The 20,875-nt window shown below is 62.0% G+C and carries 25 protein-coding genes and 1 pseudogene; 8 read left to right on the forward strand and 18 right to left on the reverse strand.

Annotated features, from left to right (window positions below; all coding sequences use genetic code 11):
* Nucleotides 1–54 precede the first annotated feature (54 nt).
* From ACLBW8_RS23440 to ACLBW8_RS23450, 3 genes are all read left to right on the forward strand, one after another.
* Nucleotides 55–927 carry an urea transporter gene (locus ACLBW8_RS23440; protein ID WP_447806429.1) on the forward strand — a complete coding sequence of 291 codons (873 nt, stop codon included), beginning with the start codon at nt 55–57 and terminating at the stop codon, nt 925–927.
* Nucleotides 928–958: 31 nt separating this feature from the next.
* Nucleotides 959–1,783 (forward strand): ion transporter, encoded by an 825-nt coding sequence (locus tag ACLBW8_RS23445; RefSeq protein WP_064451583.1) that lies wholly within the window; start codon nt 959–961, stop codon nt 1,781–1,783.
* Between the two features lie 105 nt (nt 1,784–1,888).
* Complete coding sequence (locus ACLBW8_RS23450) at nt 1,889–2,893, forward strand: sulfate ABC transporter substrate-binding protein (protein WP_064451582.1); 1,005 nt, start codon at nt 1,889–1,891, stop codon at nt 2,891–2,893.
* Between the two features lie 133 nt (nt 2,894–3,026).
* On the opposite strand, the gene ACLBW8_RS23455 is transcribed toward ACLBW8_RS23450, so the two are convergent.
* On the reverse strand, nt 3,027–3,641 hold the full coding sequence (locus ACLBW8_RS23455) for a DUF5666 domain-containing protein (protein WP_064454889.1): 615 nt from the start codon (nt 3,639–3,641) through the stop codon (nt 3,027–3,029).
* A gap of 178 nt (nt 3,642–3,819) precedes the next feature.
* Between ACLBW8_RS23455 and ACLBW8_RS23460 the strand changes: the two genes are divergently transcribed.
* Nucleotides 3,820–5,016 carry an MFS transporter gene (locus ACLBW8_RS23460; RefSeq protein ID WP_082895853.1) on the forward strand — a complete coding sequence of 399 codons (1,197 nt, stop codon included), beginning with the start codon at nt 3,820–3,822 and terminating at the stop codon, nt 5,014–5,016.
* 6 nt (nt 5,017–5,022) lie between these two features.
* Here the strand turns inward: ACLBW8_RS23460 and ACLBW8_RS23465 are convergent, their stop codons facing one another.
* The 3 genes from ACLBW8_RS23465 to ACLBW8_RS23475 form a co-directional block, all read right to left on the reverse strand.
* Entirely contained in the window at nt 5,023–5,427 is a 405-nt protein-coding gene (locus ACLBW8_RS23465; RefSeq protein WP_064451580.1) for a type II toxin-antitoxin system HicB family antitoxin, read from the reverse strand.
* Between the two features lie 11 nt (nt 5,428–5,438).
* A complete protein-coding gene (locus tag ACLBW8_RS23470; protein WP_064451579.1) occupies nt 5,439–5,627 on the reverse strand; it encodes a type II toxin-antitoxin system HicA family toxin in 189 nt (62 codons plus the stop codon).
* A 134-nt stretch (nt 5,628–5,761) separates the two neighbouring features.
* Nucleotides 5,762–6,883, reverse strand: a complete 1,122-nt coding sequence (locus ACLBW8_RS23475; protein WP_262667423.1) for a cytochrome P450 — start codon at nt 6,881–6,883, stop codon at nt 5,762–5,764.
* A gap of 74 nt (nt 6,884–6,957) precedes the next feature.
* Between ACLBW8_RS23475 and ACLBW8_RS23480 the strand changes: the two genes are divergently transcribed.
* Nucleotides 6,958–7,653, forward strand: coding sequence for an ArsR/SmtB family transcription factor (locus ACLBW8_RS23480; protein WP_262667422.1), 696 nt, complete (start codon nt 6,958–6,960; stop codon nt 7,651–7,653).
* Nucleotides 7,654–7,729: 76 nt separating this feature from the next.
* Here the strand turns inward: ACLBW8_RS23480 and ACLBW8_RS23485 are convergent.
* The 12 genes and pseudogenes from ACLBW8_RS23485 to ccmA form a co-directional block, all read right to left on the reverse strand.
* Nucleotides 7,730–7,822 (reverse strand): annotated as a pseudogene (locus tag ACLBW8_RS23485) (phosphonate metabolism protein PhnP); the annotation flags it as partial.
* Between the two features lie 9 nt (nt 7,823–7,831).
* Nucleotides 7,832–8,404 (reverse strand): phosphonate metabolism protein/1,5-bisphosphokinase (PRPP-forming) PhnN, encoded by a 573-nt coding sequence (gene phnN / locus ACLBW8_RS23490; RefSeq protein ID WP_447806430.1) that lies wholly within the window; start codon nt 8,402–8,404, stop codon nt 7,832–7,834.
* Between the two features lie 433 nt (nt 8,405–8,837).
* The gene (locus ACLBW8_RS23495; RefSeq protein WP_262667420.1) at nt 8,838–9,233 is read right to left on the reverse strand and encodes a hypothetical protein; all 396 of its coding nucleotides are present in this window, start codon (nt 9,231–9,233) and stop codon (nt 8,838–8,840) included.
* A 15-nt stretch (nt 9,234–9,248) separates the two neighbouring features.
* A complete protein-coding gene (gene ccmI, locus ACLBW8_RS23500) occupies nt 9,249–10,433 on the reverse strand; it encodes a c-type cytochrome biogenesis protein CcmI (protein WP_447806431.1) in 1,185 nt (394 codons plus the stop codon).
* The gene (locus tag ACLBW8_RS23505) at nt 10,426–10,899 is read right to left on the reverse strand and encodes a cytochrome c-type biogenesis protein (protein WP_064451574.1); all 474 of its coding nucleotides are present in this window, start codon (nt 10,897–10,899) and stop codon (nt 10,426–10,428) included. Before ACLBW8_RS23505 ends, ccmI begins: the two co-directional genes overlap by 8 nt.
* On the reverse strand, nt 10,896–11,432 hold the full coding sequence (locus ACLBW8_RS23510) for a DsbE family thiol:disulfide interchange protein (protein ID WP_128590345.1): 537 nt from the start codon (nt 11,430–11,432) through the stop codon (nt 10,896–10,898). Before ACLBW8_RS23510 ends, ACLBW8_RS23505 begins: the two co-directional genes overlap by 4 nt.
* The gene (locus tag ACLBW8_RS23515) at nt 11,429–13,417 is read right to left on the reverse strand and encodes a heme lyase CcmF/NrfE family subunit (RefSeq protein WP_221294299.1); all 1,989 of its coding nucleotides are present in this window, start codon (nt 13,415–13,417) and stop codon (nt 11,429–11,431) included. The genes ACLBW8_RS23510 and ACLBW8_RS23515 overlap by 4 nt, the downstream gene beginning before the upstream one ends.
* Before the next feature lie 3 nt (nt 13,418–13,420).
* The gene (ccmE, locus tag ACLBW8_RS23520) at nt 13,421–13,888 is read right to left on the reverse strand and encodes a cytochrome c maturation protein CcmE (protein ID WP_221294298.1); all 468 of its coding nucleotides are present in this window, start codon (nt 13,886–13,888) and stop codon (nt 13,421–13,423) included.
* Nucleotides 13,885–14,061, reverse strand: coding sequence for a heme exporter protein CcmD (gene ccmD / locus ACLBW8_RS23525; RefSeq protein WP_003172771.1), 177 nt, complete (start codon nt 14,059–14,061; stop codon nt 13,885–13,887). Before ccmD ends, ccmE begins: the two co-directional genes overlap by 4 nt.
* Nucleotides 14,058–14,813, reverse strand: coding sequence for a heme ABC transporter permease (locus ACLBW8_RS23530; RefSeq protein ID WP_064451570.1), 756 nt, complete (start codon nt 14,811–14,813; stop codon nt 14,058–14,060). Before ACLBW8_RS23530 ends, ccmD begins: the two co-directional genes overlap by 4 nt.
* Before the next feature lie 81 nt (nt 14,814–14,894).
* A complete protein-coding gene (gene ccmB, locus ACLBW8_RS23535) occupies nt 14,895–15,563 on the reverse strand; it encodes a heme exporter protein CcmB (RefSeq protein WP_447806432.1) in 669 nt (222 codons plus the stop codon).
* Complete coding sequence (ccmA, locus tag ACLBW8_RS23540) at nt 15,560–16,195, reverse strand: cytochrome c biogenesis heme-transporting ATPase CcmA (RefSeq protein ID WP_447806433.1); 636 nt, start codon at nt 16,193–16,195, stop codon at nt 15,560–15,562. Before ccmA ends, ccmB begins: the two co-directional genes overlap by 4 nt.
* Nucleotides 16,196–16,395: 200 nt before the next feature.
* On the opposite strand from ccmA, the gene fliK reads away from it, so the two are divergent.
* Together fliK and ACLBW8_RS23550 are read left to right on the forward strand one after the other, a co-directional pair.
* Complete coding sequence (fliK, locus tag ACLBW8_RS23545; protein ID WP_447806434.1) at nt 16,396–17,973, forward strand: flagellar hook-length control protein FliK; 1,578 nt, start codon at nt 16,396–16,398, stop codon at nt 17,971–17,973.
* On the forward strand, nt 17,970–18,299 hold the full coding sequence (locus ACLBW8_RS23550; protein WP_064451566.1) for an EscU/YscU/HrcU family type III secretion system export apparatus switch protein: 330 nt from the start codon (nt 17,970–17,972) through the stop codon (nt 18,297–18,299). The genes fliK and ACLBW8_RS23550 overlap by 4 nt, the downstream gene beginning before the upstream one ends.
* 129 nt (nt 18,300–18,428) lie before the next feature.
* Here ACLBW8_RS23550 and ACLBW8_RS23555 read toward each other — a convergent pair whose 3' ends face one another.
* Both ACLBW8_RS23555 and moaB read right to left on the reverse strand, forming a co-directional pair.
* The gene (locus ACLBW8_RS23555; protein WP_447806435.1) at nt 18,429–19,646 is read right to left on the reverse strand and encodes a molybdopterin molybdotransferase MoeA; all 1,218 of its coding nucleotides are present in this window, start codon (nt 19,644–19,646) and stop codon (nt 18,429–18,431) included.
* Nucleotides 19,639–20,178 carry a molybdenum cofactor biosynthesis protein B gene (gene moaB / locus ACLBW8_RS23560; RefSeq protein WP_056857153.1) on the reverse strand — a complete coding sequence of 180 codons (540 nt, stop codon included), beginning with the start codon at nt 20,176–20,178 and terminating at the stop codon, nt 19,639–19,641. Before moaB ends, ACLBW8_RS23555 begins: the two co-directional genes overlap by 8 nt.
* A 76-nt stretch (nt 20,179–20,254) precedes the next feature.
* On the opposite strand from moaB, the gene mobA reads away from it, so the two are divergent.
* Nucleotides 20,255–20,857, forward strand: coding sequence for a molybdenum cofactor guanylyltransferase MobA (gene mobA / locus ACLBW8_RS23565; RefSeq protein ID WP_447806436.1), 603 nt, complete (start codon nt 20,255–20,257; stop codon nt 20,855–20,857).
* The last annotated feature ends 18 nt before the right edge of the window (nt 20,858–20,875 follow it).

Consider the following 20,875-nt stretch of genomic DNA (forward strand, 5'->3'; position numbering starts at 1 on the left):
GGGAGCTGGCTTGCCTGCGATTGGGGGCGACTCGGTCTCACTGACTAAACCACCATGCACAACCCAACCTGCCCCGACTGGGCCGAAGCCCTGCTCAATGGCTTCAGCCAGATCTTCCTGCAGCGCCAGCCGCTGTGCGGCCTGCTGTGCCTGCTAGCCATCCTGATCGGCGCCCCGGCCTTGTTTGGCGGGGCGTTGTTGGGTGGCGTAGCGGGGTTGCTCACGGCCCAGCGCCGGGGCTATCCCAAAGCTGAACGTCAGGCTGGCCTTTATAGCTATAACGGTGTGCTGCTGGGCTTGTTGATCAGCCAGCATTTCGCCTGGTCGGCCTTGTTGCCGCCGCTGATCCTGGCGTGCGGCGGCCTGAGCGCGATGCTCACACGGCAATGGTTGAAACATGCCACGCAAGCGGATGACTTGCCCGCCTATACCGCGCCTTTTGTCGGCCTCGCCTGGTTGCTGCTGGGCACAGTGCCTGCAGGCACCTTCACCTTGAGCGAACCCGGCACCCTCGGCGTGCTCACTGCGCCCTTCACCGGGCTCGCGCAAATCATGCTGCTGGACCAGCCACTGGCCGGCGCCCTGATTGCGTTTGGGCTGTTGCTGGCCGACCGTCGTGCCGCGCTGTGGGCGCTGATCGGTGCCGCCAGCGGCGTGCTGATCGCCCTGCTGATGGGCGAAACCAGCAGCGCCCTTCTCGGCCTGCACAGCTATAACCCAGCATTGGCCGCGCTGGCGTTGAGCCAGACGCGCCGCCAGCCTTGGTTGCCGCTGCTCGGCATCGGCCTGGCAATCACGCTCACGCCGGGGTTCAGCGCCCTGCAACTGCCGGCGCTGACCGCGCCGTTTATCCTCGCCTGCTGGCTGGTACGCGCCAGCCAGCGATTGTTCAAAGCCCGCGTGGACAGCCCGTTCGAATCCCCCTAGGCTTGCCCGATATTCGATTTAGGCGGGTTTTATGGACAGTAACAACGACTGGCGTCAGCGCCTCTACGTCATGGTTTTCCAAAGCGATACAGCGGCCGGGCGCCGCTTTGACGGCATTTTGTTGCTGATCATCCTCGCCAGCATTGTGATCGTGATGCTCGACAGCATCGACCAGGTTCACCAGAACTACGCGAATCTGCTGGCCTATATCGAGTGGGGCTTCACGGTGATCTTCGCCATCGAGTACGGCTTGCGCCTGTATTGCTCGCCCAAGCCGTTGCGCTACGCCTTCAGTTTTTATGGGCTGGTGGATTTGTTGGCTATCGTGCCCGGTATCCTTGCGCTGTATTACAGCGATGCGCAGTACCTGCTGATCATCCGCATCATTCGGATGCTGCGGATTTTCCGTGTGCTCAAGCTCAGCCCGTATCTCAAGCAAGCCAACTACTTGATGGCGGCGCTGCGCGGCAGCAAGCAGAAGATCGTGGTGTTCCTGCTGAGCGTGTGCACCCTGGTGACGGTGTTCGGCACCTTGATGTACGTGATAGAAGGCCCGGAACACGGATTTACCAGCATTCCCAAGGGCATCTATTGGGCAATCGTGACCCTTACCACCGTAGGCTTTGGCGACATCGTGCCGAAGACCCCACTGGGCCAGGTGATTTCATCGCTGGTGATGATCACGGGTTATTCAATCATCGCCGTGCCCACCGGGATTTTCACCGCCGAGCTGGCAAGTGCCATGCGCGGTGAACAACTGCAACACGATTGCCCGGTGTGCAAGAAAGACAGCCACGAGCCCAACGCGGCGTTTTGCTCACGCTGTGGCAGTAACTTGTTTCATAAAGTGGAATAAGCAAAGTTCGTTTTAATCTTTAAGCGTCTATGCGGGCCCGGCTATAGTCGATGGCAAATTGCCCCTACTCAATCAACAACCTTCTCGAACAACAAGGAATGAGCAGTGAAAAAACTTGTTAGCGCGTCTCTCCTGGCCGCCGGCCTTGCCCTGGCGGGCGCCGTTCAGGCCGCCCCCGTCACGCTGCTCAACGTCTCGTATGACGTCATGCGCGACTTTTACAAGGACTACAACGCCGCCTTCCAGAAGCACTGGGAAGCCGAGCACCCGAACGACAAGCTGACCTTGCAAATGTCCTTCGGCGGCTCCAGCAAACAAGCCCGTTCAGTGATCGACGGCCTGCCGGCTGATGTCATCACCATGAACATGGCCACCGACATCAACGCCCTGGCGGACAACGGCAAACTGGTGCCGGACAACTGGGTGACCCGCCTGCCGAACAACAGCGCGCCGTTCACCTCCGCCACGGTGTTTATCGTGCGCAAAGGCAACCCCAAGGCCCTGAAAGACTGGCCGGACCTGCTCAAGGATGGCGTGCAAGTGATCGTGCCCAACCCGAAAACCTCGGGTAACGGCCGCTACACCTACCTGTCGGCCTGGGGTTATGTGCTGAAGAACGGCGGTGACGAAGACAAGGCGAAGAAATTCGTCGGCGAGTTGTTCAAGCACGCACCCGTGCTGGACACCGGCGGCCGTGCCGCCACCACCACGTTCATGACCAACCAGATCGGCGACGTGCTGGTGACCTTTGAGAACGAAGCGGAAATGATCGCCCGTGAATTCGGCCGTGATCAGTTCGAAGTGATCTACCCAAGCGTCTCTGCCGAGGCTGAGCCGCCGGTTTCCGTGGTGGACAAGGTTGTCGAGAAGAAAGGCACCCGCGTCGCCGCCGAGGACTACCTGAAATACCTGTGGTCGCCGGAAGGTCAGGAAATCGCGGCCAACAACTACCTGCGCCCGCGTGACCCACAGGTGCTGGCCAAGTACACCGACCGTTTCCCGAAAGTCGACTTCCTGTCGGTCGAGAAGACCTTTGGTGACTGGCGCACCGTGCAGAAGACCCACTTCAATGATGGTGGGGTGTTTGACCAGATCTATTCCGGTCAGTAATAACTGAACAAACACGGTAAAAAAGTGGGAGCGGGCTTGCTCGCGAAAGCGGTGGTTCAGTCGATTGATTCGGTGACTGACACTCCGCCTTCGCGAGCAAGCCCGCTCCCACATTGGGCTCTCTGCCAGCCAGTTACATCGGCGGCGTCACGCCATCCTTGCCGGCAGAAATCGCCTGGGCGGTGATCGTCCCATCCGCCGCTTGCGCCGCAAACAACACCACCTTCACTCCCGGTTTAAGCAAGCTGCGATCCCCCGGCTCCAGGTTGACGATCGGCACATCATCCGGCACCACAATCTTCTGCTCGCCGCCTTTGTATTTTACGGTCAGGGTGCGCCCATGGCTGACCACCAAGTCACCGACGGTGCCGTTGGTCATGCTGCTGCCTTCTTTCAAGTCAAACGCGCGGTGCCCGTCGCCCGTGCCGGCCATGGCCGGTGGAAACACGTGAACTTCCAGCGCAGTGAGGGTCCCGTCGGCGTTGGGCATGGCAGCGGAACCGATGTAGCTGCCGGGCTTGATCTCATCGATCTTGGCCAGGGTGACGGCGCGTACCTGGGTGGCCTTGGTCAGGTGCACGGTGACGTCCTCACCGCTGCTGACCTTGACGTGCATCGCGTCGCCGTCCATCGCGGTGATGGCGCCGCGCACACCGACACGTGGGGCCTCAGCGGCATTGGCCAAGCCAATCGCCATGGCCGCGGCGAGGGTTGAAGCCATGAGCATCTTGTTCAACGTGATCTTCATGAACGTGGATTTCCTGTTTCGGCAGTTGTGACTGAATGTATCATTGGCGTTCGACCCGAAAGTTAACGTTTCAGTCATTAATTTCCGGCATGAGTGATATCACTGCCAGCGCTCTACTCCGGCCGCGGCGATGTCTTTACTCTCGCACGCCTTCTTCCTTCGCTTTAACGAGAACGCCATGAACGCTACCCCACCCGCTGCGAGCACCATGACCCGAGGCATGGTGATGTTGTTTGCGTTCTGTTGCGGCGCCATTGTGGCCAACATCTACTATGCCCAACCGATCATCGAATTGATTGCGCCGGACATCGGCCTGACCCCGGCGATGGCCAGCCTGATTGTGTCGCTGACGCAAATCGGCTACGCGCTTGGCCTGTTCTTCCTGGTGCCGCTGGGCGACCTGCTGGAAAACCGCAAGCTGATGATTGCCACCACCGTGCTGGCCATCGCCAGCCTGTTGGGCGCAGCGTTTACCGAGCAACCGAATCTGTTCCTGCTGGTGTCACTGCTGATCGGTTTCAGTTCCGTCTCGGTGCAAATTCTGATCCCGCTGGCCGCGCACCTGGCGCCTGCCGAGTCCCGTGGCCGTGTGGTCGGCAGCATCATGGGCGGGCTGCTGCTCGGTATCCTGCTGGCACGGCCGGTGTCCAGCGTCGTGGCCGACCATTTCGGCTGGCGTGCGATGTTCATGGCTGCAGCCGCGTTGATGGCGTTTATCAGCGTGGTCCTGTTGCTGACCATCCCCAAACGTCAACCCGACCACAGTGCCAGCTACGGCCAACTGCTGCGCTCACTCGGCACCCTGCTGCGCCAGCAACCGGTATTGCGCCAACGGGCGTTTTACCAGGGCTGCATGTTCGCCACGTTCAGCCTGTTCTGGACGGCTGCCCCGTTGGAACTGGCGCGTAATCACGGCCTGAGCCAAAGCGAGATCGCGCTGTTTGCCCTGGTCGGCGCCCTGGGCGCTATTGCCGCCCCCATCGCCGGGCGCCTCGCCGACGCCGGCCACACGCACCGCGCCTCGCTGCTGGCCATGCTGTTTGCTGCGTTGAGCTTCCTGCCAGCCTTGGTGCACCCGCTGTACAGCGTGATTGGCCTGGCGGTGACCGGTGTGGTCCTGGACTTCTGCGTGCAGATGAACATGGTCCTCGGCCAGCGCGCCATCTACGCCCTCGACGCCAACAGCCGCAGCCGCCTGAACGCGCTGTACATGACCAGCATCTTCATCGGCGGCGCGTTTGGCTCGGCGATTGCCAGCAGCGTGTATGAACACGGCGGCTGGTTGGGCGTGATGCTGGTGGGCAGTGCGTTCCCACTGGTGGCGTTGTTGCGGTTTTTGAGTACCTCGCGGCAGACCGCAGTCGCGACCGCCTGAGTATTCCTAAGAGCGCACCAACTTCTCCAACGCCGCGTCCGCCAGAAATGACGAGCGGCTTTTGACCTTGTGCTCGCGCACATAGCGGTCGATGCGCTGAATGACATAACCGGGCAAGGTCACATTGACCTTCTCGGTCTTGCCCAGATAGGGCGAGATGTCCAACTCCAGCATGCCCCAGCCCATCCCCGCGTAGTCTTCGTGGGCATGATGATGGGCCACTGAGGTTGGCATCGGAATCACGCCCCCCTCTGCCGCGATCTCTTGCAGCATGATGTGCGCGACTTCCACAGCGGCGTTGTACGCCTCTTCAAAACTGTCCCCGGCGGTGACAGCGCCTGGAATATCGGGGATCTGAATACCGGTGGCGGTGAAGTCATCGCCCCATTCGATACAGATTGGGTATTGCATGAGTGCTCTCCTTAAAACTGAAACAGCCCGGCGCGCTTCCTGATACTTCTGACCGTGCCCAACGGCAGGTCCTTCTTGGGGTGCGGCACCGGGATCGTGTACGGGCTATAGCGGTGAGTGAAAATGTGATGACTGCCCGTGACCCTATCCAGCACCCAGCCCGCCTCTTGCAGCGCCTTGATCAATAACCTGCTTTGCACCCCAGCCTCCTTGGCTTGGCCTGAATAAAAGTAACCCTAGAGTTATCTTTACTCAAGCACAGATTGCGTAAGTCTGACTGGCGGTTGTTTTACGGGATATTGAACCCATGTGGTTTTACCCCTGTGTAGAAGGGTTACTGGCTTAGCGCCGCCGCGTGAAACCTGGGGATACGGCCGTTAAGTGACGGCCAGTAGCTGAACCGGCCAGCGCCGGCCAGCAAGCCAGGCTGACGATGCAACAAGGCCGATACGGCCTGCGAGGCAATGCTCAGCGCGAGGCGTTGGCCAGGGCACTGATGGCGCCCCGAACCAAAACTGAAGAGGCGCCGGTGCGCGCGCTCGAGCAGGAAGCTGTCGGGATTCGGGTTTGCCTCAACGTCCCGATTGGCACACGCCAACAGCACCAAAATGCTATCCCCCGCTGCAAGGACACGGTTGCCAATCATGCAGCCCTCGGCGACGAATCGTCGCGTGTTTTGCACCGGCGAGTCGTAGCGGGCGACCTCCTCCACCAGTGACAGTGCGAGGGCTGGCGCGTGCTGAATCCTAGCCACCAGATCAGGCCGCCGAGCGAGCATGACCAGCGAATTACCGATCAAGCCGGCGGTGGCTTCGCAGGTCTGCGACAGCAGCCCGATCAGGTTGGCAGTCAGCACATCAGCGTCCTGCCAGTCGCCGCTACGCAGGTGGGCCAGCAGCGCTGTTTCTTCCAGCAGGTCACTCAACATCTGCCGCAGCCGAGACGCGCCGGCATCCGCTTTAAGCAATTGGGGTTCACTGCTCAGCGGTGAAAGGCAGGCGACGAAGTCCCGCGTAAGCCCGGCGACAGACGCCAACTGCTGCGCCTGAAACCCCAACAGCGCCGCAACCACCGAGACAGGCAAGCCGAACATCAGCGTGTCGAGGTTACCCATGCTGTCGATGAGCTGCCCGACCACGTCTGCGATGGGTTGCGCGCCCATAGCCGCCAGCGCAGGTTCAACCGCCGCTCTCGGGCATTGATGGGCCTGCCCCTCGTTCATACGCATTAATCGCGCAAAAACCTGGCCTGCCGCACCTTGTGCAAGGCTCTTGGGCACCGGCTCGTTAAGCGGACGCACGCGACAGTCGGGGTGCGCCAGCACCGCCTCGACCGTGCTGGCGCGGCTGGCGATCCATAGGCCAAGATCGGCATCGAACATCAATTCAGGGTTACGCCGAAGGCCTGCGTAATACGGATAGGGATCAACATGGGTGGCAGCTTGCAGCGGTGTCATCCGGGACGTCCTGTACTCAAAGAAGCGTTACTATCAGCCCTCCCACACGGCAATGATTCGCTCAGGAACGAACTATGCACGCCCATGACGATGACGCGGCGCTCTCACACGTCGCAGGTGCGATTGCGGAACCTGCGCGGACAAAAATGCTCTGCGCGCTGATGGATGGCCATGCGCGCACCAGCACCGAGATGGCGGCGATTGCCGGGGTCAGCACCTCCACCGCCAGCGCCCACCTGGCCAGGCTCAAGCACGATGGTTTGCTCACGCTGCACAGCCAGGGACGCCATCGCTATTACAGCCTGGCCGGCCCCCATGTAGCCCAGGCTATCGAGGGCTTGATGGTGATCAGCCGCACGACCACCACGGCGTTCGTCTCGACCACGCCCAGTCGTTTGCAGTTCGCACGTACCTGTTACGACCACATGGCGGGCACACTGGCCGTGCAACTGCATGACCACTTCATCGCGTCCCGTTGGTTGGTGGGCGACGGCACCTACCAGCTCACTGCGCTCGGCGAAACAGCGATGATAGAACTCGGGGTTGATACCGCCGCACTGCGCGTACAGCGCCGGCGCTTTGCCTGTGCCTGCCTGGACTGGAGCATGCGCCGCCCACACCTGGCCGGTGCGTTGGGCGCAGCATTTTTGCAGTGCGTTATCCGCCGTGAATGGGTGACCCAGGACCTGGACAGTCGGGCGCTGGGGTTGACGGCCAAGGGGCGCAAGGCCTTCACCGCCCGATTTGGAATAAAGACCTGCGAACAATAAAGCGCCCACAGGCTATGCGGTGTTCAAATAATTCGGCCATCCCCTGCCACCGTCACACGCCACGGCAACTGGCGCCGATGCGCCGCCCTTCGCCTTCCAGCAGATAACCCAAGGTCAGCGTTGAATGTTGCAACGGCAACGCGGTGACGCTCAGTTCACCAAACCGCTGCCGAGCAGGTCAGGCGCATGCCGAGTGGCCGTGGTCGAGACAGCACAGCAGACGCTCGACCGTGTGCTCCAGCGGGCCGGAGTTATCCAGCACGAACAACCCCGCGCCATGACCGGCAATCAGCTCGGCGGTGAACCGCGCATTGCGCGCCAAACGGTCTTCGATGTCCGCCAGGGACTCACGCCCGCGCGCGACCAGGCGCTGGCGCAGTACGGCTTGATCAACCGTCAACAGCAATACCAGCACCGTCGGGTAGCGCTCGCGGGTTTGCGCCAGATGCGCGCGCGAGCCATTGACCAGCACGTCGTCCCCTGCCGCCAGCCACTCGTCGATGCCTTTGGGAATGCCATAGGACAACCCATTGGCATGCCAACTGAGGGCAAAGGCGCCCTCGGCCTGCATCGCGGCAAACTGCTCCGGGCTGACGCCCTGGGCCGCCTCGCCCACAGCTTCCGCCGAGCGTGTAATCACCCGGCGCACAATCCGACAACCGCGCTCGCCCAGCCGTGGGCGTGCGGCATCCAGCAGGCTGTCCTTGCCCGAACCCGATGGCCCGATGAGATAGATCAACCTGCCTGCCATCAACATCCTCTCTTTGCTTGTCGCCAGACTTGTTGCATGCGGGACTGAGCTCTATTTCGTTGACGGGGAATTAAGAATACAGATAACAAACTCTGGGGAGTTTCGCGACTTTTCCTACGATCTCTGTGGCGTGCAGTTGGTGGATCAAGCGCTGAATCGGGAGTGTCCCGTGGCTTGATGGCAAGCCAGCTCCCACAGTGAGTGGGTGTACATCAGGGAATATCTCGCACGAGGGTGGAGCAGGCCTAAATGTCAGATCAGAAGAAGATCAACACTGTGGGAGCGGGCTTGCTCGCGAAGGCGGTGGGTCAGTGATTGATAGGCTGGCTGACACTGCGCTTTCGCGAGCAAGCCCGCTCCCACATTTGATCTCCGGTGTTTGGATAAATACATTTCAAGGCCATGAAAAAGGCGACCCGAAGGTCGCCTTTTGTCATTGCGCGTATTGCTTGCTCAACCCCGGCGGCACGCCGTGCACGTCGGTCTCCTCCCATGGCCCGTTCGGGCTGATGGAGCGGCTCCAGCCGTTGCTCCAGCGGTAGTAGGTGCGCTGGCGGTAGAAGGTGTCGGGCTGTTCGTCCAGCACATACACCTGCATCGTGCCGTCCCAGTGGCTGGCGGCGCCCGGTGGCGGGGCGAAGGTCGGCGATTTGCTCGGCAGCGGCTTCGGCGGTGGCGTTACCGGGCCGGAAGGTTTGGTGCTTGGTTGAGTCGACGGGCCCGACGGTGGGATGGTCGGGCCGGTGGGCGCGGGAGGTGGCCGGTGGACCGCACAAGCGCTCAAGCCGAGTACGAGGCTGAGCAGGGTGATGCGTGCAAGAGCGGTCATAGGCGTTTCCTCGATTTACTTGTCCGGACTGTCGATGGTCAGCGTCTGCAAGGCAGTGGTGCTGCTGGCCAAGGGTTGGCTGCGGCCGATCCATTCGCCAGTGGTCGGTTGACCGGCCCGGGATATGCGCGCAACCAGTTGGACTTCGGGGAAGTTCGACAGTTTCAACTGCGGCATCATCGCGTCAGCATCGCCCAGTTCGACAGTGACCGGCAGTTCGGCAACGGTGACGCGCTTGGCGGCCAATGGCGCCGGCGGACCGTTTACGGCACGGGCGAAGATGAACACGCTATCGGTTGGCAAGGCTTTGGCCTTCACCTCGGCAGACAGGTCCACACGCAAATTCATCACGGTTTTTTGCGCAACGGTACCGCCGCTTTCCTTGAGCTTCTCCGCCGCGCGGTCGATGCCGCCTTGCAGGGCGACACGTGAATTATCTGCCGGTGGCAATTGCGCCAACAGGCGGTTCCAGTAGTCGATTGCCTCTTGGTAGCGCTGACCTTCAAACGCGGCAATGCCAAGCAAACCAAGGCTGGTAACTTCCTTCGGGTCCAGCTTCAAGGCTTCATCAGTCAACGCCTGTACCTTGGGCGACCATTGCTTGTTGTCGGCAAAGTACTGCGCCTGGGCCCATTGGCCGAGCAGTTCCGGCTGACGACCGGCCAACGCCACGGTGCGTTCGAAGACTTTCGCCGCATCGGCCGAGCGGTCCTGAGCCATATAGGCACGGCCGAGGAAGTACAGGCCTTCCGGCGAGTCCGGCTGGGCAGCGGCAGCACGCTCCAGACGCTGAGTCATGTCTTGCATGGACACCGGCGGCCGGGAGAATTCGCGGGTCAGTTCGACCTTGTCGCTTGCCCCGTAATGCAGGTACAGCGCAACGCCCAGCACCGGCACCAGGAAAGCTGCCAGAAACGGCAGCGGTTTGCCCAGGCGCGATTCGCGGGGCTTTTCTACGCCTTCGGTGTCGGCCAGCAGCTCGCGGGCCGCTTCGGCGCGGCCGGTGTCGAGTTGCGCGGCATTCAGCACGCCTTCGTCCTGCTGCACTTGCAGCTCGGCGACGCGTTCCTGGTAGAGCGCCACGTTCAGCGCGGTGCGATCCTCTTCACGCTGGGCGCGGCGGCCGCGCAATACAGGGATTAACAGGAAACTCAGGGCAATCAGGAGCAGCAACCCTGCTGCGAGCCAAAAATCAATCATCAGTCTTGGTGTCCAGCAATTGGTCTAGGCGCTTGCGCTCTTCGGGGGATAGTGCGTCGGACCCATCGGTGGGTGCGGCGCGACGACGGCGGACAATCACGGCCATGACCACCACGCCGGCCAGCAACAGCCCGGCGGGGCCGAACCAGAGCAGCGCGGTCTTGCCGTTGAGGGCCGGTTTGTAGCGCACGAAATCACCGTAGCGGTCGACCATGAAGTCGATGATCTGCTGGTTGTCCTTGCCCTCCCCCAGCATGCGGAAGATCTCTTTGCGCAAGTCGGCGGCGATGGGCGCGTTGGAGTCGGCGATGTCCTGGTTCTGGCACTTGGGGCAGCGCAGTTCCTTGGTCAGTTCGCGAAACCGCTCGCGGTCACCGTCCTTGGCGAATTCGTAGGTGTCGATGGCGGCGTGGGCCACGCCGGCCAATCCCAGCGCCAGCACCGCAGCAGCTAACAGACGCTTCATGGCTTGGCCTCATCGACCAGCGCCTGGTACTTGGCGGCCAATTGCTCGCGCCAGACCACTTCGTCGATCACGCCGACGTACTTGTCGCGGATCACGCCCTTGGCATCGATAAAGAAGGTTTCCGGCGCGCCGTATACGCCAAGGTTCAAACCGAGGTTGCCGTCTTCATCGCGAATGTCCAATTGATACGGGTTGTGGAACTCCGCCAGCCACTTCAGGGCCGCCGCATTGTCGTCCTTGTAGTTGATGCCGTAGATCACCACGCCCTTCTCGGCCAATTTGTTCAGTACCGGGTGTTCGACGCGGCACGAGATGCACCAGGTCGCCCACACGTTAACCAGCGCCGGCTTGCCCAGCAGGTCAGCCTGGGTCAGGGTCTTGTCACCCTGCACGGTCTTCAGGCTGAACGCCGGGAAGGGCTTGCCGATCATCGCCGAGGGCAACTCGGCCGGGTCCAGGTACAACCCGCGATACAGGAACACTGCCACCACCAGAAAGGCCGCCAGCGGTAACACCATCAACCAACGCTTCATGCCGGCGCTCCTTGCAGGCCGAGGGCTTCGCGCACCCGGCTCTTGACCTTGACCCGATAACGCCGGTCCAGCGCGGCCAGCAAACCACCAAAACCGGTGAGCAAACCGCCGAACCAGATCCAGCGCACGAACGGTTTGACGTGCACACGCACCGCCCAGGCGCCGTCGCCCAGCGGTTCACCCAGCGCCACATAGAGGTCGCGGGTGAAACCGGCGTCGATCCCGGCTTCGGTCATCATTGAGCTCTGCACGGTGTACAGACGTTTTTCCGGATGCAACACGGCCACTTCCTTGCCGTTGCGCACTACACGGATGGTGCCTTTGTCGGAGGTAAAGTTAGGGCCTTCGAAGTGCTTGGCGCCTTCGAAGATGAAGTGGTAGCCGGCCAGGTCCATGGACTCGCCGGGTGCCAGGCGCAGGTCGCGCTCGGCGCTGTTCTGGCTGGAGAGCACCACGCCCAGAGCGCACACGGCAATGCCGATGTGAGCGATTTGCATGCCCCAATAGCTGCGGGTCAAGGTTGGCAAGCCTTTGATCAGGCCTTTGTGACGGGTCTTGTCGACAATATCGCGCACGCCGGCCAGTAACACCCAGGCGGCGAGCAGGAAGGTGGCGAGCACCGCCCAGTTGAAATCGCCGTAAGCGATCCCGGCGATCACCGCCAGGGCCACGCTGCCCAACAGCACCGGCATCAGCATGCCGGCCAGCCATTTCACCGGGGTGTCTTTCCAGCGCACCAGCATGCCGACCGCCATTACCACCATCAACAGGCCCATCAACGGAATAAACAGCGCGTTGAAATACGGCGGGCCAACGGACAGCTTGGCGCCGCTCAAGGCATCCAGCACCAGCGGGTAAAGGGTGCCGAGCAGGATCATCGACGCGGCCACCACCAGCACCAGGTTATTGCCCAGCAGCAGGGTCTCCCGCGACCACAGGTTGAAACCGACCTGGCTCTTGACCACCGGTGCGCGCAGGGCGAACAGGGTAAGTGAGCCGCCGACTACAAACAGCAGGAAGATCAGGATGAATACGCCGCGCTCAGGGTCGGACGCAAACGCATGCACCGACGTCAGCACGCCCGAACGCACGAGGAAGGTGCCGAGCAGGCTGAGGGAAAACGCCGCGATGGCCAGCAACACGGTCCAGCTCTTGAACACGCCGCGCTTTTCGGTGACGGCCAGCGAGTGGATCAGCGCCGTACCGACCAGCCATGGCATGAACGAGGCGTTTTCCACCGGGTCCCAGAACCACCAGCCGCCCCAGCCGAGTTCGTAATAGGCCCACCATGACCCCAAAGTGATACCAATACCGAGGAAGGCCCAGGCAACGATGGTCCACGGCCGCGACCAGCGCGCCCAAGCGGCATCGAGGCGCCCGCCGAGCAAGGCGGCGATGGCGAAGGCGAAGGCCACCGAGAAACCGACGTAACCCATGTAGAGCATCGGCGGGTGCACGATCAGGCCAATGTCCTGCAGCAGCGGGTTGAGATCATGCCCGTCTACCGGGATCTGCGGCAGGATGCGGCTGAACGGGTTGGAGGTCATGATCAGAAACAGCAGGAAGCCGATGCTGATCATGCCCATCACCGCCAGCACCCGCGCCAGCATGACTTGCGGCAATTGGCGCGAGAACACCGACACCGCGAAGGTCCAGCCACCGAGGATCAACGCCCACAGCAGCAACGAGCCTTCGTGGGCGCCCCACACGGCGCTGAACTTGTAGTACCAAGGCAGCGCGCTGTTGGAGTTATTGGCCACATAGGCGACGGAAAAGTCGTCGGTCATAAAGGCGTAGGTCAGGCAACCGAACGCGAACACCAGGAAGGCAAACTGGCCCCAGGCGGCCGGCTGGGCCAGGCTCATCCACAGGCGGTCGCCGCGCCAGGCACCGAGCAACGGCACCACGGCCTGGACGACGGCAAAGCACAGGGCGAGGATCATCGCCAACTGACCCAGCTCCGGAATAAACAGTGCAGATGTCATGGCTTAACCCTCCTTGGCAGGCTGTGAAGTTGCGCCTGGGGCGGATTGGCCGCTGTCTTTGAGCGCCTTGGTAACTTCCGGCGGCATGTATTTCTCATCGTGCTTGGCCAGCACTTCATCGGCGACCACGACACCCTCAGCGTTGAGCTTGCCCAGGGCGACGATGCCCTGGCCCTCGCGGAACAGGTCCGGGAGGATGCCGCGATAGGTAATGGTGACGGCCTTGTTGAAGTCGGTGACCACGAAGGTCACGTCCAGAGAATCGCCGGAACGCTTCAGCGAGCCCTTCTCCACCATGCCGCCGGCGCGAATGCGCGTGTCCAGCGGGGCTTCGCCGTTGGCGATCTGGGTTGGGGTGTAGAACAGGTTGATGTTCTCCCGCAGGGCGCTCATCGCCAGGCCCACGGCAATACTCACGCCGGCCAGGATGGCAAGGATGATCAACAGACGCTTTCTACGCAGCGGATTCACTTTTCGGTCTCCCGGCGCAGACGACGCGCCTCTTGTTGCAGGTAACGCTTGCGGGCCAGGATCGGCGCGGCGACGTTGAGGGCCAGCACCGCCAGGCAGATGCCATAGGCCGTCCAGACATACAGGCCATGATGGCCCATGGCGAGAAAATCACTGAAAGAAGCAAAACTCATCCACGCGCTCCCAGGCAGGTTTGCACTTCGGCCTTGACCCAACTGGCGCGGGCTTCACGCTTGAGCACCTCGAGGCGCATGCGCATCAGCAGCACGGCGCCGAAGAAGCAGTAGAACCCCAGCACCATCAACAGCAGCGGCGCCCACATTTCCACGGGCATTGCCGGTTTTTCGGTGAGGGTGAAGGTGGCGCCCTGGTGCAGGGTGTTCCACCACTCCACCGAGTATTTGATGATCGGGATGTTGATCACGCCGACGATGGCCAGTACCGCGCAAGCCTTGGCGGCGCTGTCACGGTTACTGATGGCGTTGCCCAGGGCAATCAGGCCGAAGTACAGGAACAGCAGGATCAGCATCGACGTGAGACGCGCATCCCACACCCACCATGAACCCCAGGTCGGTTTGCCCCAGATCGCGCCGGTGACCAGCGCCACGGCAGTCATCCATGCGCCGATGGGGGCGGCGCATTGCAGGGCCACGTCGGCCAGCTTCATCTTCCACACCAGGCCGACGACGCCGCACACGGCCAGCATCACGTAACAGGACTGGGCCAGCATCGCGGCCGGCACGTGGATATAGATGATGCGAAAGCTGTTGCCTTGCTGGTAATCCGGCGGCGCGAAGGCCAGCCCCCAGACCAGGCCGATGCCGATCAGCAACAGGGCTGCGATGCTCAACCACGGCAGCAGCTTGCCGCTGATGCCGTAAAACCATTTGGGCGAGCCGAGCTTGTGAAACCAGGTCCAGTTCATTGCTGTTTCCATCACGGTTGTTTCTCGTCTTTGCGAGAAACTCAGGGTCTTTACTGGTTAATAACGCTTAACCAGACCTCATTATTCGCCGACGCTGATCTTCAGGCCAGCCGCTATAGCAAAGGGTGTCAGGGTTACCGCCAGGGCGGTCAGGCTGCCAAGCCACAAGAGGTAACCCGTCGCCGGCATGCCCATGAGCGCGGCTTGCAAAGCGCCGCTGCCCAGGATCAACACCGGGATATACAAAGGCAGAATCAGCAGGGCCAGCAACAGGCCGCCCCGCTTCAAACCGACGGTCAACGCTGCGCCCACCGCCCCCAACAGGCTGAGCACCGGCGTACCGAGCAGCAAGGAAAACAGCAACACCGGCAGGCATTCGACGGGCAAGCCCAGCATCATCGCCAGCAGCGGCGAGAGCAAGACTAGCGCCAAGCCGGAAAAAGCCCAGTGTGCCAGTACCTTTGCCAGTACCAGAAGTGGCAAAGGGTGCGACGAAAGGACCCACTGTTCCAGGGAACCGTCTTCGAAATCACTGCGAAACAGCCCGTCCAGCGAGAGCAGGACGGACAAAAGCGCTGCCACCCACACCAGCCCCGGGGACAAGGTTTGCAACAGTTTAGTATCGGGGCCGACCGCCAACGGGAACAACGCGATGACAATAGCGAAGAACACCAGCGGATTGGCCAATTCAGCCGGGCGACGGCACAGCAATCGTGCTTCACGGGCGACCAACAGGGCAAACACACTCATAGCGACCACCGGCCCAAGTCCATGTCACGGTAACCGGCAGGCACGTGCGTCAGACTGTGGTGAGTCGTGAGGACCACCAACCCACCCTGCTCGCAGTGCCGGGCCAAGTGTGCTTCGAGTTGAGCCACGCCTTGTTTGTCGAGGGCGGTGAACGGTTCGTCGAGAATCCACAGCGGCGGGCCGGGCAGATACAAACGGGCCAGGGCCACGCGGCGTTGCTGCCCGGCGGACAACGTATGACAGGGCACGTCTTCGAAACCCTTGAGGCCGACAGCCGCCAGGGCTTGCCAGATGGCGTCGCGGGAAGCCGGATGATGCAGGGCACTGAGCCAACTGAGGTTTTCTTCGGGCGTGAGCACATCCTTGATCCCGGCGGCGTGGCCGATCCAGATAAGGTTGCGGGCGAGTTCGGTGCGTTGTTCGTTGAGGGGTTTGCCGTTGAGCCGCACCTCACCTGCCGTCGGCTGCATCAACCCGGCCAGCAAGCGCAGCAAACTGGTTTTGCCACTGCCGTTCGGGCCGCTGATTTGCACCATATCGCCGCCCGCCAGACGCAGTTCGAGGTGTTCGAACAGCATCCGCAGGTCGCGTTCACAGGCAAGCGCTACGGCTTCAAGAAGAGGGCTGGTCAAGAGATCGCGGGCCTTTACGGTTCAAGTCGGCGGTGCAGCGGCCGTTATAGAGAGATGCACAATAACGGCTTTGGCGACCGATTTTAGAGAGCTGGATCAAATAGTTGTGAGGTTTTTACCGCTCTCTTTGCAGACGGGCGGCATTATACATGTGATGCCCTACTCTAAAGAGGGCAATTTCCCCAGAGACGACGCGCACGATGACCGGTGAGATCAACCTTCCTACGCTGCCTCCTGCCCCGGCCACCGGGCCAGCCCCGCTGCCCCCGACCGGTGAGTTGCTCAAACTGCTGGAGCCGCAGACCGGCTTGATCGACCCTGGGAAAACCGTAAACGCCGAGGTGATTGCGCTTAAACAAGGCGGCGACGCGTTTCAACTGTTGCTCAAGTTGACCCTCGAAGGCGGCCGCCAGACCCTGGTGCAAGCCAGCAGCGCGCAACCATTGCCGCTGGGCAGCAACGTGGCGGTGAGCCAGACGCCGACAGGCAACCTGACCATTACCTTGCAGCAAGCCTTGAGTGCCAATGTGGCCGCCCTCACCCGTATCGACACCACGCAAATGCCGGAGGGCACGCTGCTGCAGGCCAAGGTGCTGACCACCCAGATGCTGCCGCAGGGCGCGACGCAACCGGCGATCTATCGCTCGCTGGTGACGGTGCTCAATAACGCCCTCGCCGGGACGACGCTGACCCTGGAAAGCCCGCAGCCACTGCGGGTCGGCAGTTTACTCAGCGCCGTGGTGCAGAATGCGCAAACCTTGAATTTCGTGCCGTTAAGCGGGCTTAAGGATCAATTGGCCGTCGCGCAACAACTCTCGACCCAGCAAAGTCGCCAGGGTTCGCTGGACGTGGTCTTTACTGCCTTGCAAAACTTGCCCGCTGATGACAGCACCTCCACCGACCTGCGCGCCGCCGCCGCGCGTTTGCTGGCGGCCCTGCCAGACCTGGAACAAGTCAGCAATCCCAAGGTCCTGGCGCAATTGGTCCAGAACAGCGGCGCGTTTCTTGAAGCCAAGTTGTTGGTCGGGCAAAACCCGCAAATTCCCCCGCTGGACATGAAAGGCGCACTGCTGCGCCTGGTCGCCGAGCTGGTGCCGGCCCTGCCCACCGGCACCAACCTCAATGCCATCCTCGCCGCCAATACCCTGGCCCAGGTGCTGCCGAACTTCGTGCGCAACCCGCTGAGTACGCTCGGCCAGATCAGCGCCCGGCAAGCACCCGCTGGGTTTCCGCTGCCGGATCGGTTGATGCAGCGCCTGGAAGGCGAAAGCGACCTGGAAAACCTGCTGCGCCTGGCAGCCGGGGCGATTTCACGCTTGCAGAGCCACCAGCTGTCGAGCCTGGAGCAGACCGGCACCACGGCCGACGGCCGGCTGCAGACCACCTGGCAGTTGGAAATCCCCATGCGCACCTTGCAGGACATCGTGCCATTGCAGGTCAAGTTCCAGCGCGAAGAACCCACGCCGGACAAGGACCAGCCCGAGCGCAAAGACAAAAAAGACCCCAAGCAGATGCTCTGGCGCGTCGAGCTGGCGTTCGATATGGAGCCGCTCGGGCCGCTGCAGGTTCAGGCGCAACTGACACAGGGCAAACTGTCCAGCCAGTTGTGGGCGACTCGGCCCTTTACCGCCAGTTTGATCGAAAGCCACTTGGGCAACTTACGCGAGCGCCTGGTGACCTCGGGTCTCAATGTCGGCGACCTGGATTGCCACCTCGGCACCCCGCCACGCGGGCCACGCACCGGACTGGAGCAACGCTGGGTGGATGAAACCGCATGAAAAACTCAACCCCACCGCGCCAGGCGATTGCCCTCAAGTATGACGGCCAGCAAGCACCGACCCTGACAGCCAAGGGCGACGATGCCCTGGCCGAAGCCATTTTGAAGTTGGCGCGGGAAAATGAAGTGCCGATCTATGAGAACGCCGAGCTGGTGAAGCTGCTGGCGCGCATGGAATTGGGGGACAGTATCCCGGAGGAGTTGTACCGCACGGTGGCGGAGATCATTGCGTTTGCCTGGACACTCAAAGGCAAGTTCCCGGTGGGGTATGACCCGAATGCCGAGCCGGTGGAGCGGGATGTGACGGAGCGTGGCGACGATTACTGATTGTTATCAAATACACACAAGATCAAATGTGGGAGCGGGCTTGCTCGCGAATGCAGTGTGTCAGCCAATACAAGTGTGACTGATCCACCGCATTCGCGAGCAAGCCCGCTCCCACCTTTTTATCTGTGTTTAGTTCAGGACTTCACTCAGGGGGATGAAGTTGACTCGGTCCCCCAATGCCAACGTCGTTCCTTCCAACACCTCCACAAACCCCTCGGCCCACGCCGCGCTGCGCAGCACGCCGGAACTCTGGTTGCGGTAGATGATTGCTTTGCCCTGCTCGATACGCCCGCGCAGATACTCGCGGCGATTGCCCGGCTTGGGCCAGGTGAAGCCCACCGGCACTTCGAAACGCAGCGGCGCCACGTCCTGCACACCTTGGCGGCGCAGCAGATAAGGGCGGGCCAGCAGCGCGAAGGTCACCAGAGTCGAGGCCGGGTTGCCCGGCAGGCCGATCACCGGCACGCCACGAAAATGGCCGAAGGTCAGCGGTTTTCCCGGTTTGATCGCCAGCTTCCACAAGGCCAGCTCACCCTCTTCGCGCAGGGCGAGGCCGAGGAAGTCCGCCTCGCCCACCGACACGCCACCGGTCGACAGAATCAAGTCGACACTGCCCAAATCGGCCAGGCGTGTGCGGGTTTTTTCCAGATCATCCGGCAGAATCCCGGCATCGATCACTTCACAGCCCATCCGCGCAAGCCAGCTGCACAGCACACGGCGATTGCTGTTGTAGATTTGCCCCGGGCCCAGCGGCAAGCCCGGCTCGATCAGCTCGTCACCGGTGGACAGCACGGCCACGCGCACGCGGCGCACCACACTCAGGCGGTCATGGCCGAGGGACGCAGCCAGGCCCAGCTCGATCGGGCCGAGCCGGGTGCCGGCGGTTAATACACACTCGCCGACGGTGGTTTCCTGGCCTTGGGGGCGGATGTTCTGGTTGACCTGCAAGGGTTCGGAGAAGCCCACGCGTTCGTCGGCGTGGACTACGGCGTTTTCCTGCATCTCTACACAGTCCGCACCTTCGGGCACCGGGGCGCCGGTAAAGATGCGCGCGCAAGTGCCTTGCGCCAATGGCTGCGGCGCCTGGCCGGCGAAGATGCGCTGGCTGACGGGCAAGGGCTCGCCATTCCAGTCCGACAGCCGCAGGGCGTAGCCGTCCATGGCGCTGTTGGGCCAGGGCGGCAGATCGAGGGTGGAGATGAGGTCTTGCGCCAGCACACGGCCATCGCACCCGCCCAGAGGCAGCACGTCCTGCTCACGGATCGGCGCGGCTTCGGCCATGTCCAGCAGTTGGCGCAACGCGTCTTCCACCGGCAGCAAAGCGCCGGTTTTACCGGGCTTATCCACGGGATTCGCAGGGTTCGGCCTGCTTCAAGTGGGGAACGAAGTTGCACGGGCGGTGGCGGTTATCCAGTTGCTCGGCAAGGATGCCATCCCAGCCTGTGCGCACCGCATTGGTCGAACCCGGCAGGCAACATACCAGCGTGCCATTGGCCAGGCCGGCCAGGGCGCGCGATTGCACGGTGGAGGTGCCGATATCGGCCACCGAGATCTGGCGGAACAGTTCGCCAAACCCATCGACTTGCTTGTCCAGCAGGCAGCTCACCGCTTCGGGCGTGCTGTCACGGCCGGTGAAGCCGGTGCCACCGGTGATCAGCACCACTTGCACCACGTCTTCGGCGATCCAGTGGGCGACTTGGGCGCGAATTTTGTAGAGGTCGTCCTTGAGCAGCACGCGCTCGGCCAGGTTGTGGCCGGCGGCGGTCAGGCGGTCGACGAAGACCTGGCCCGAGGTGTCGGTGTCCAGGGTGCGGGTGTCGCTGACGGTCAGTACAGCGATATTCAGGGGTACGAAGGGCGCATCAGCCTTGGCTTTCATGGCTCGGTCCGGTTGTCGAAGGAACAGCCCGATGTTATATCACAGGGCCCTATTTACCTGCCGCAGCGGAACCGCCATGTCTCTCGATTCTTCGCCCCTGCCCTGTTCGATTCTGCTGCTGGCCGGTGGCCGTGGCCAACGTATGGGCGGCCAGGACAAAGGCCTGTTGCAATGGCAGGGTCAGCCGCTGATCGCGCACTTGCAGCGCCTGACCCGGCCACTGACGGACGACCTGATTATCTCGTGCAACCGCAACCACGAGCGGTACGCGCCCTATGCCGACCAGTTGGTGAACGACGACAACCCAGACTTCCCCGGCCCGCTGGCAGGCATCCGTGCAGGCTTGGCTGCCGCACATCATGAGCATGTGTTGATACTGCCGTGTGACGTGCCGAATATAGACGTGGGACTACTCTCCGACCTGCGTGAGACTGCTCGCCGCAATCCGCTGCTGCCGGTGATGGTGCGTCATGGTGAATTCTGGGAACCCTTGATCTGCATCATCCCGACTTGCCTCCAAGCCGAGGTAGAACGGGCATGGGACGCCGGTGAACGCAGCCCGCGCAAGATCCTCTTGCAACTGGGTGGCGTGGGCCTGGAATGCCAGGCGCAAGACCCGCGGCTGGCCAACCTGAACACACCGGAGCTGTTGCACCCAGGGTTCGGCGTGTCAGAATGAACCTCGCACAAGGAACTT

It is taken from the genome of Pseudomonas sp. M5A4_2d (assembly GCF_053345295.1).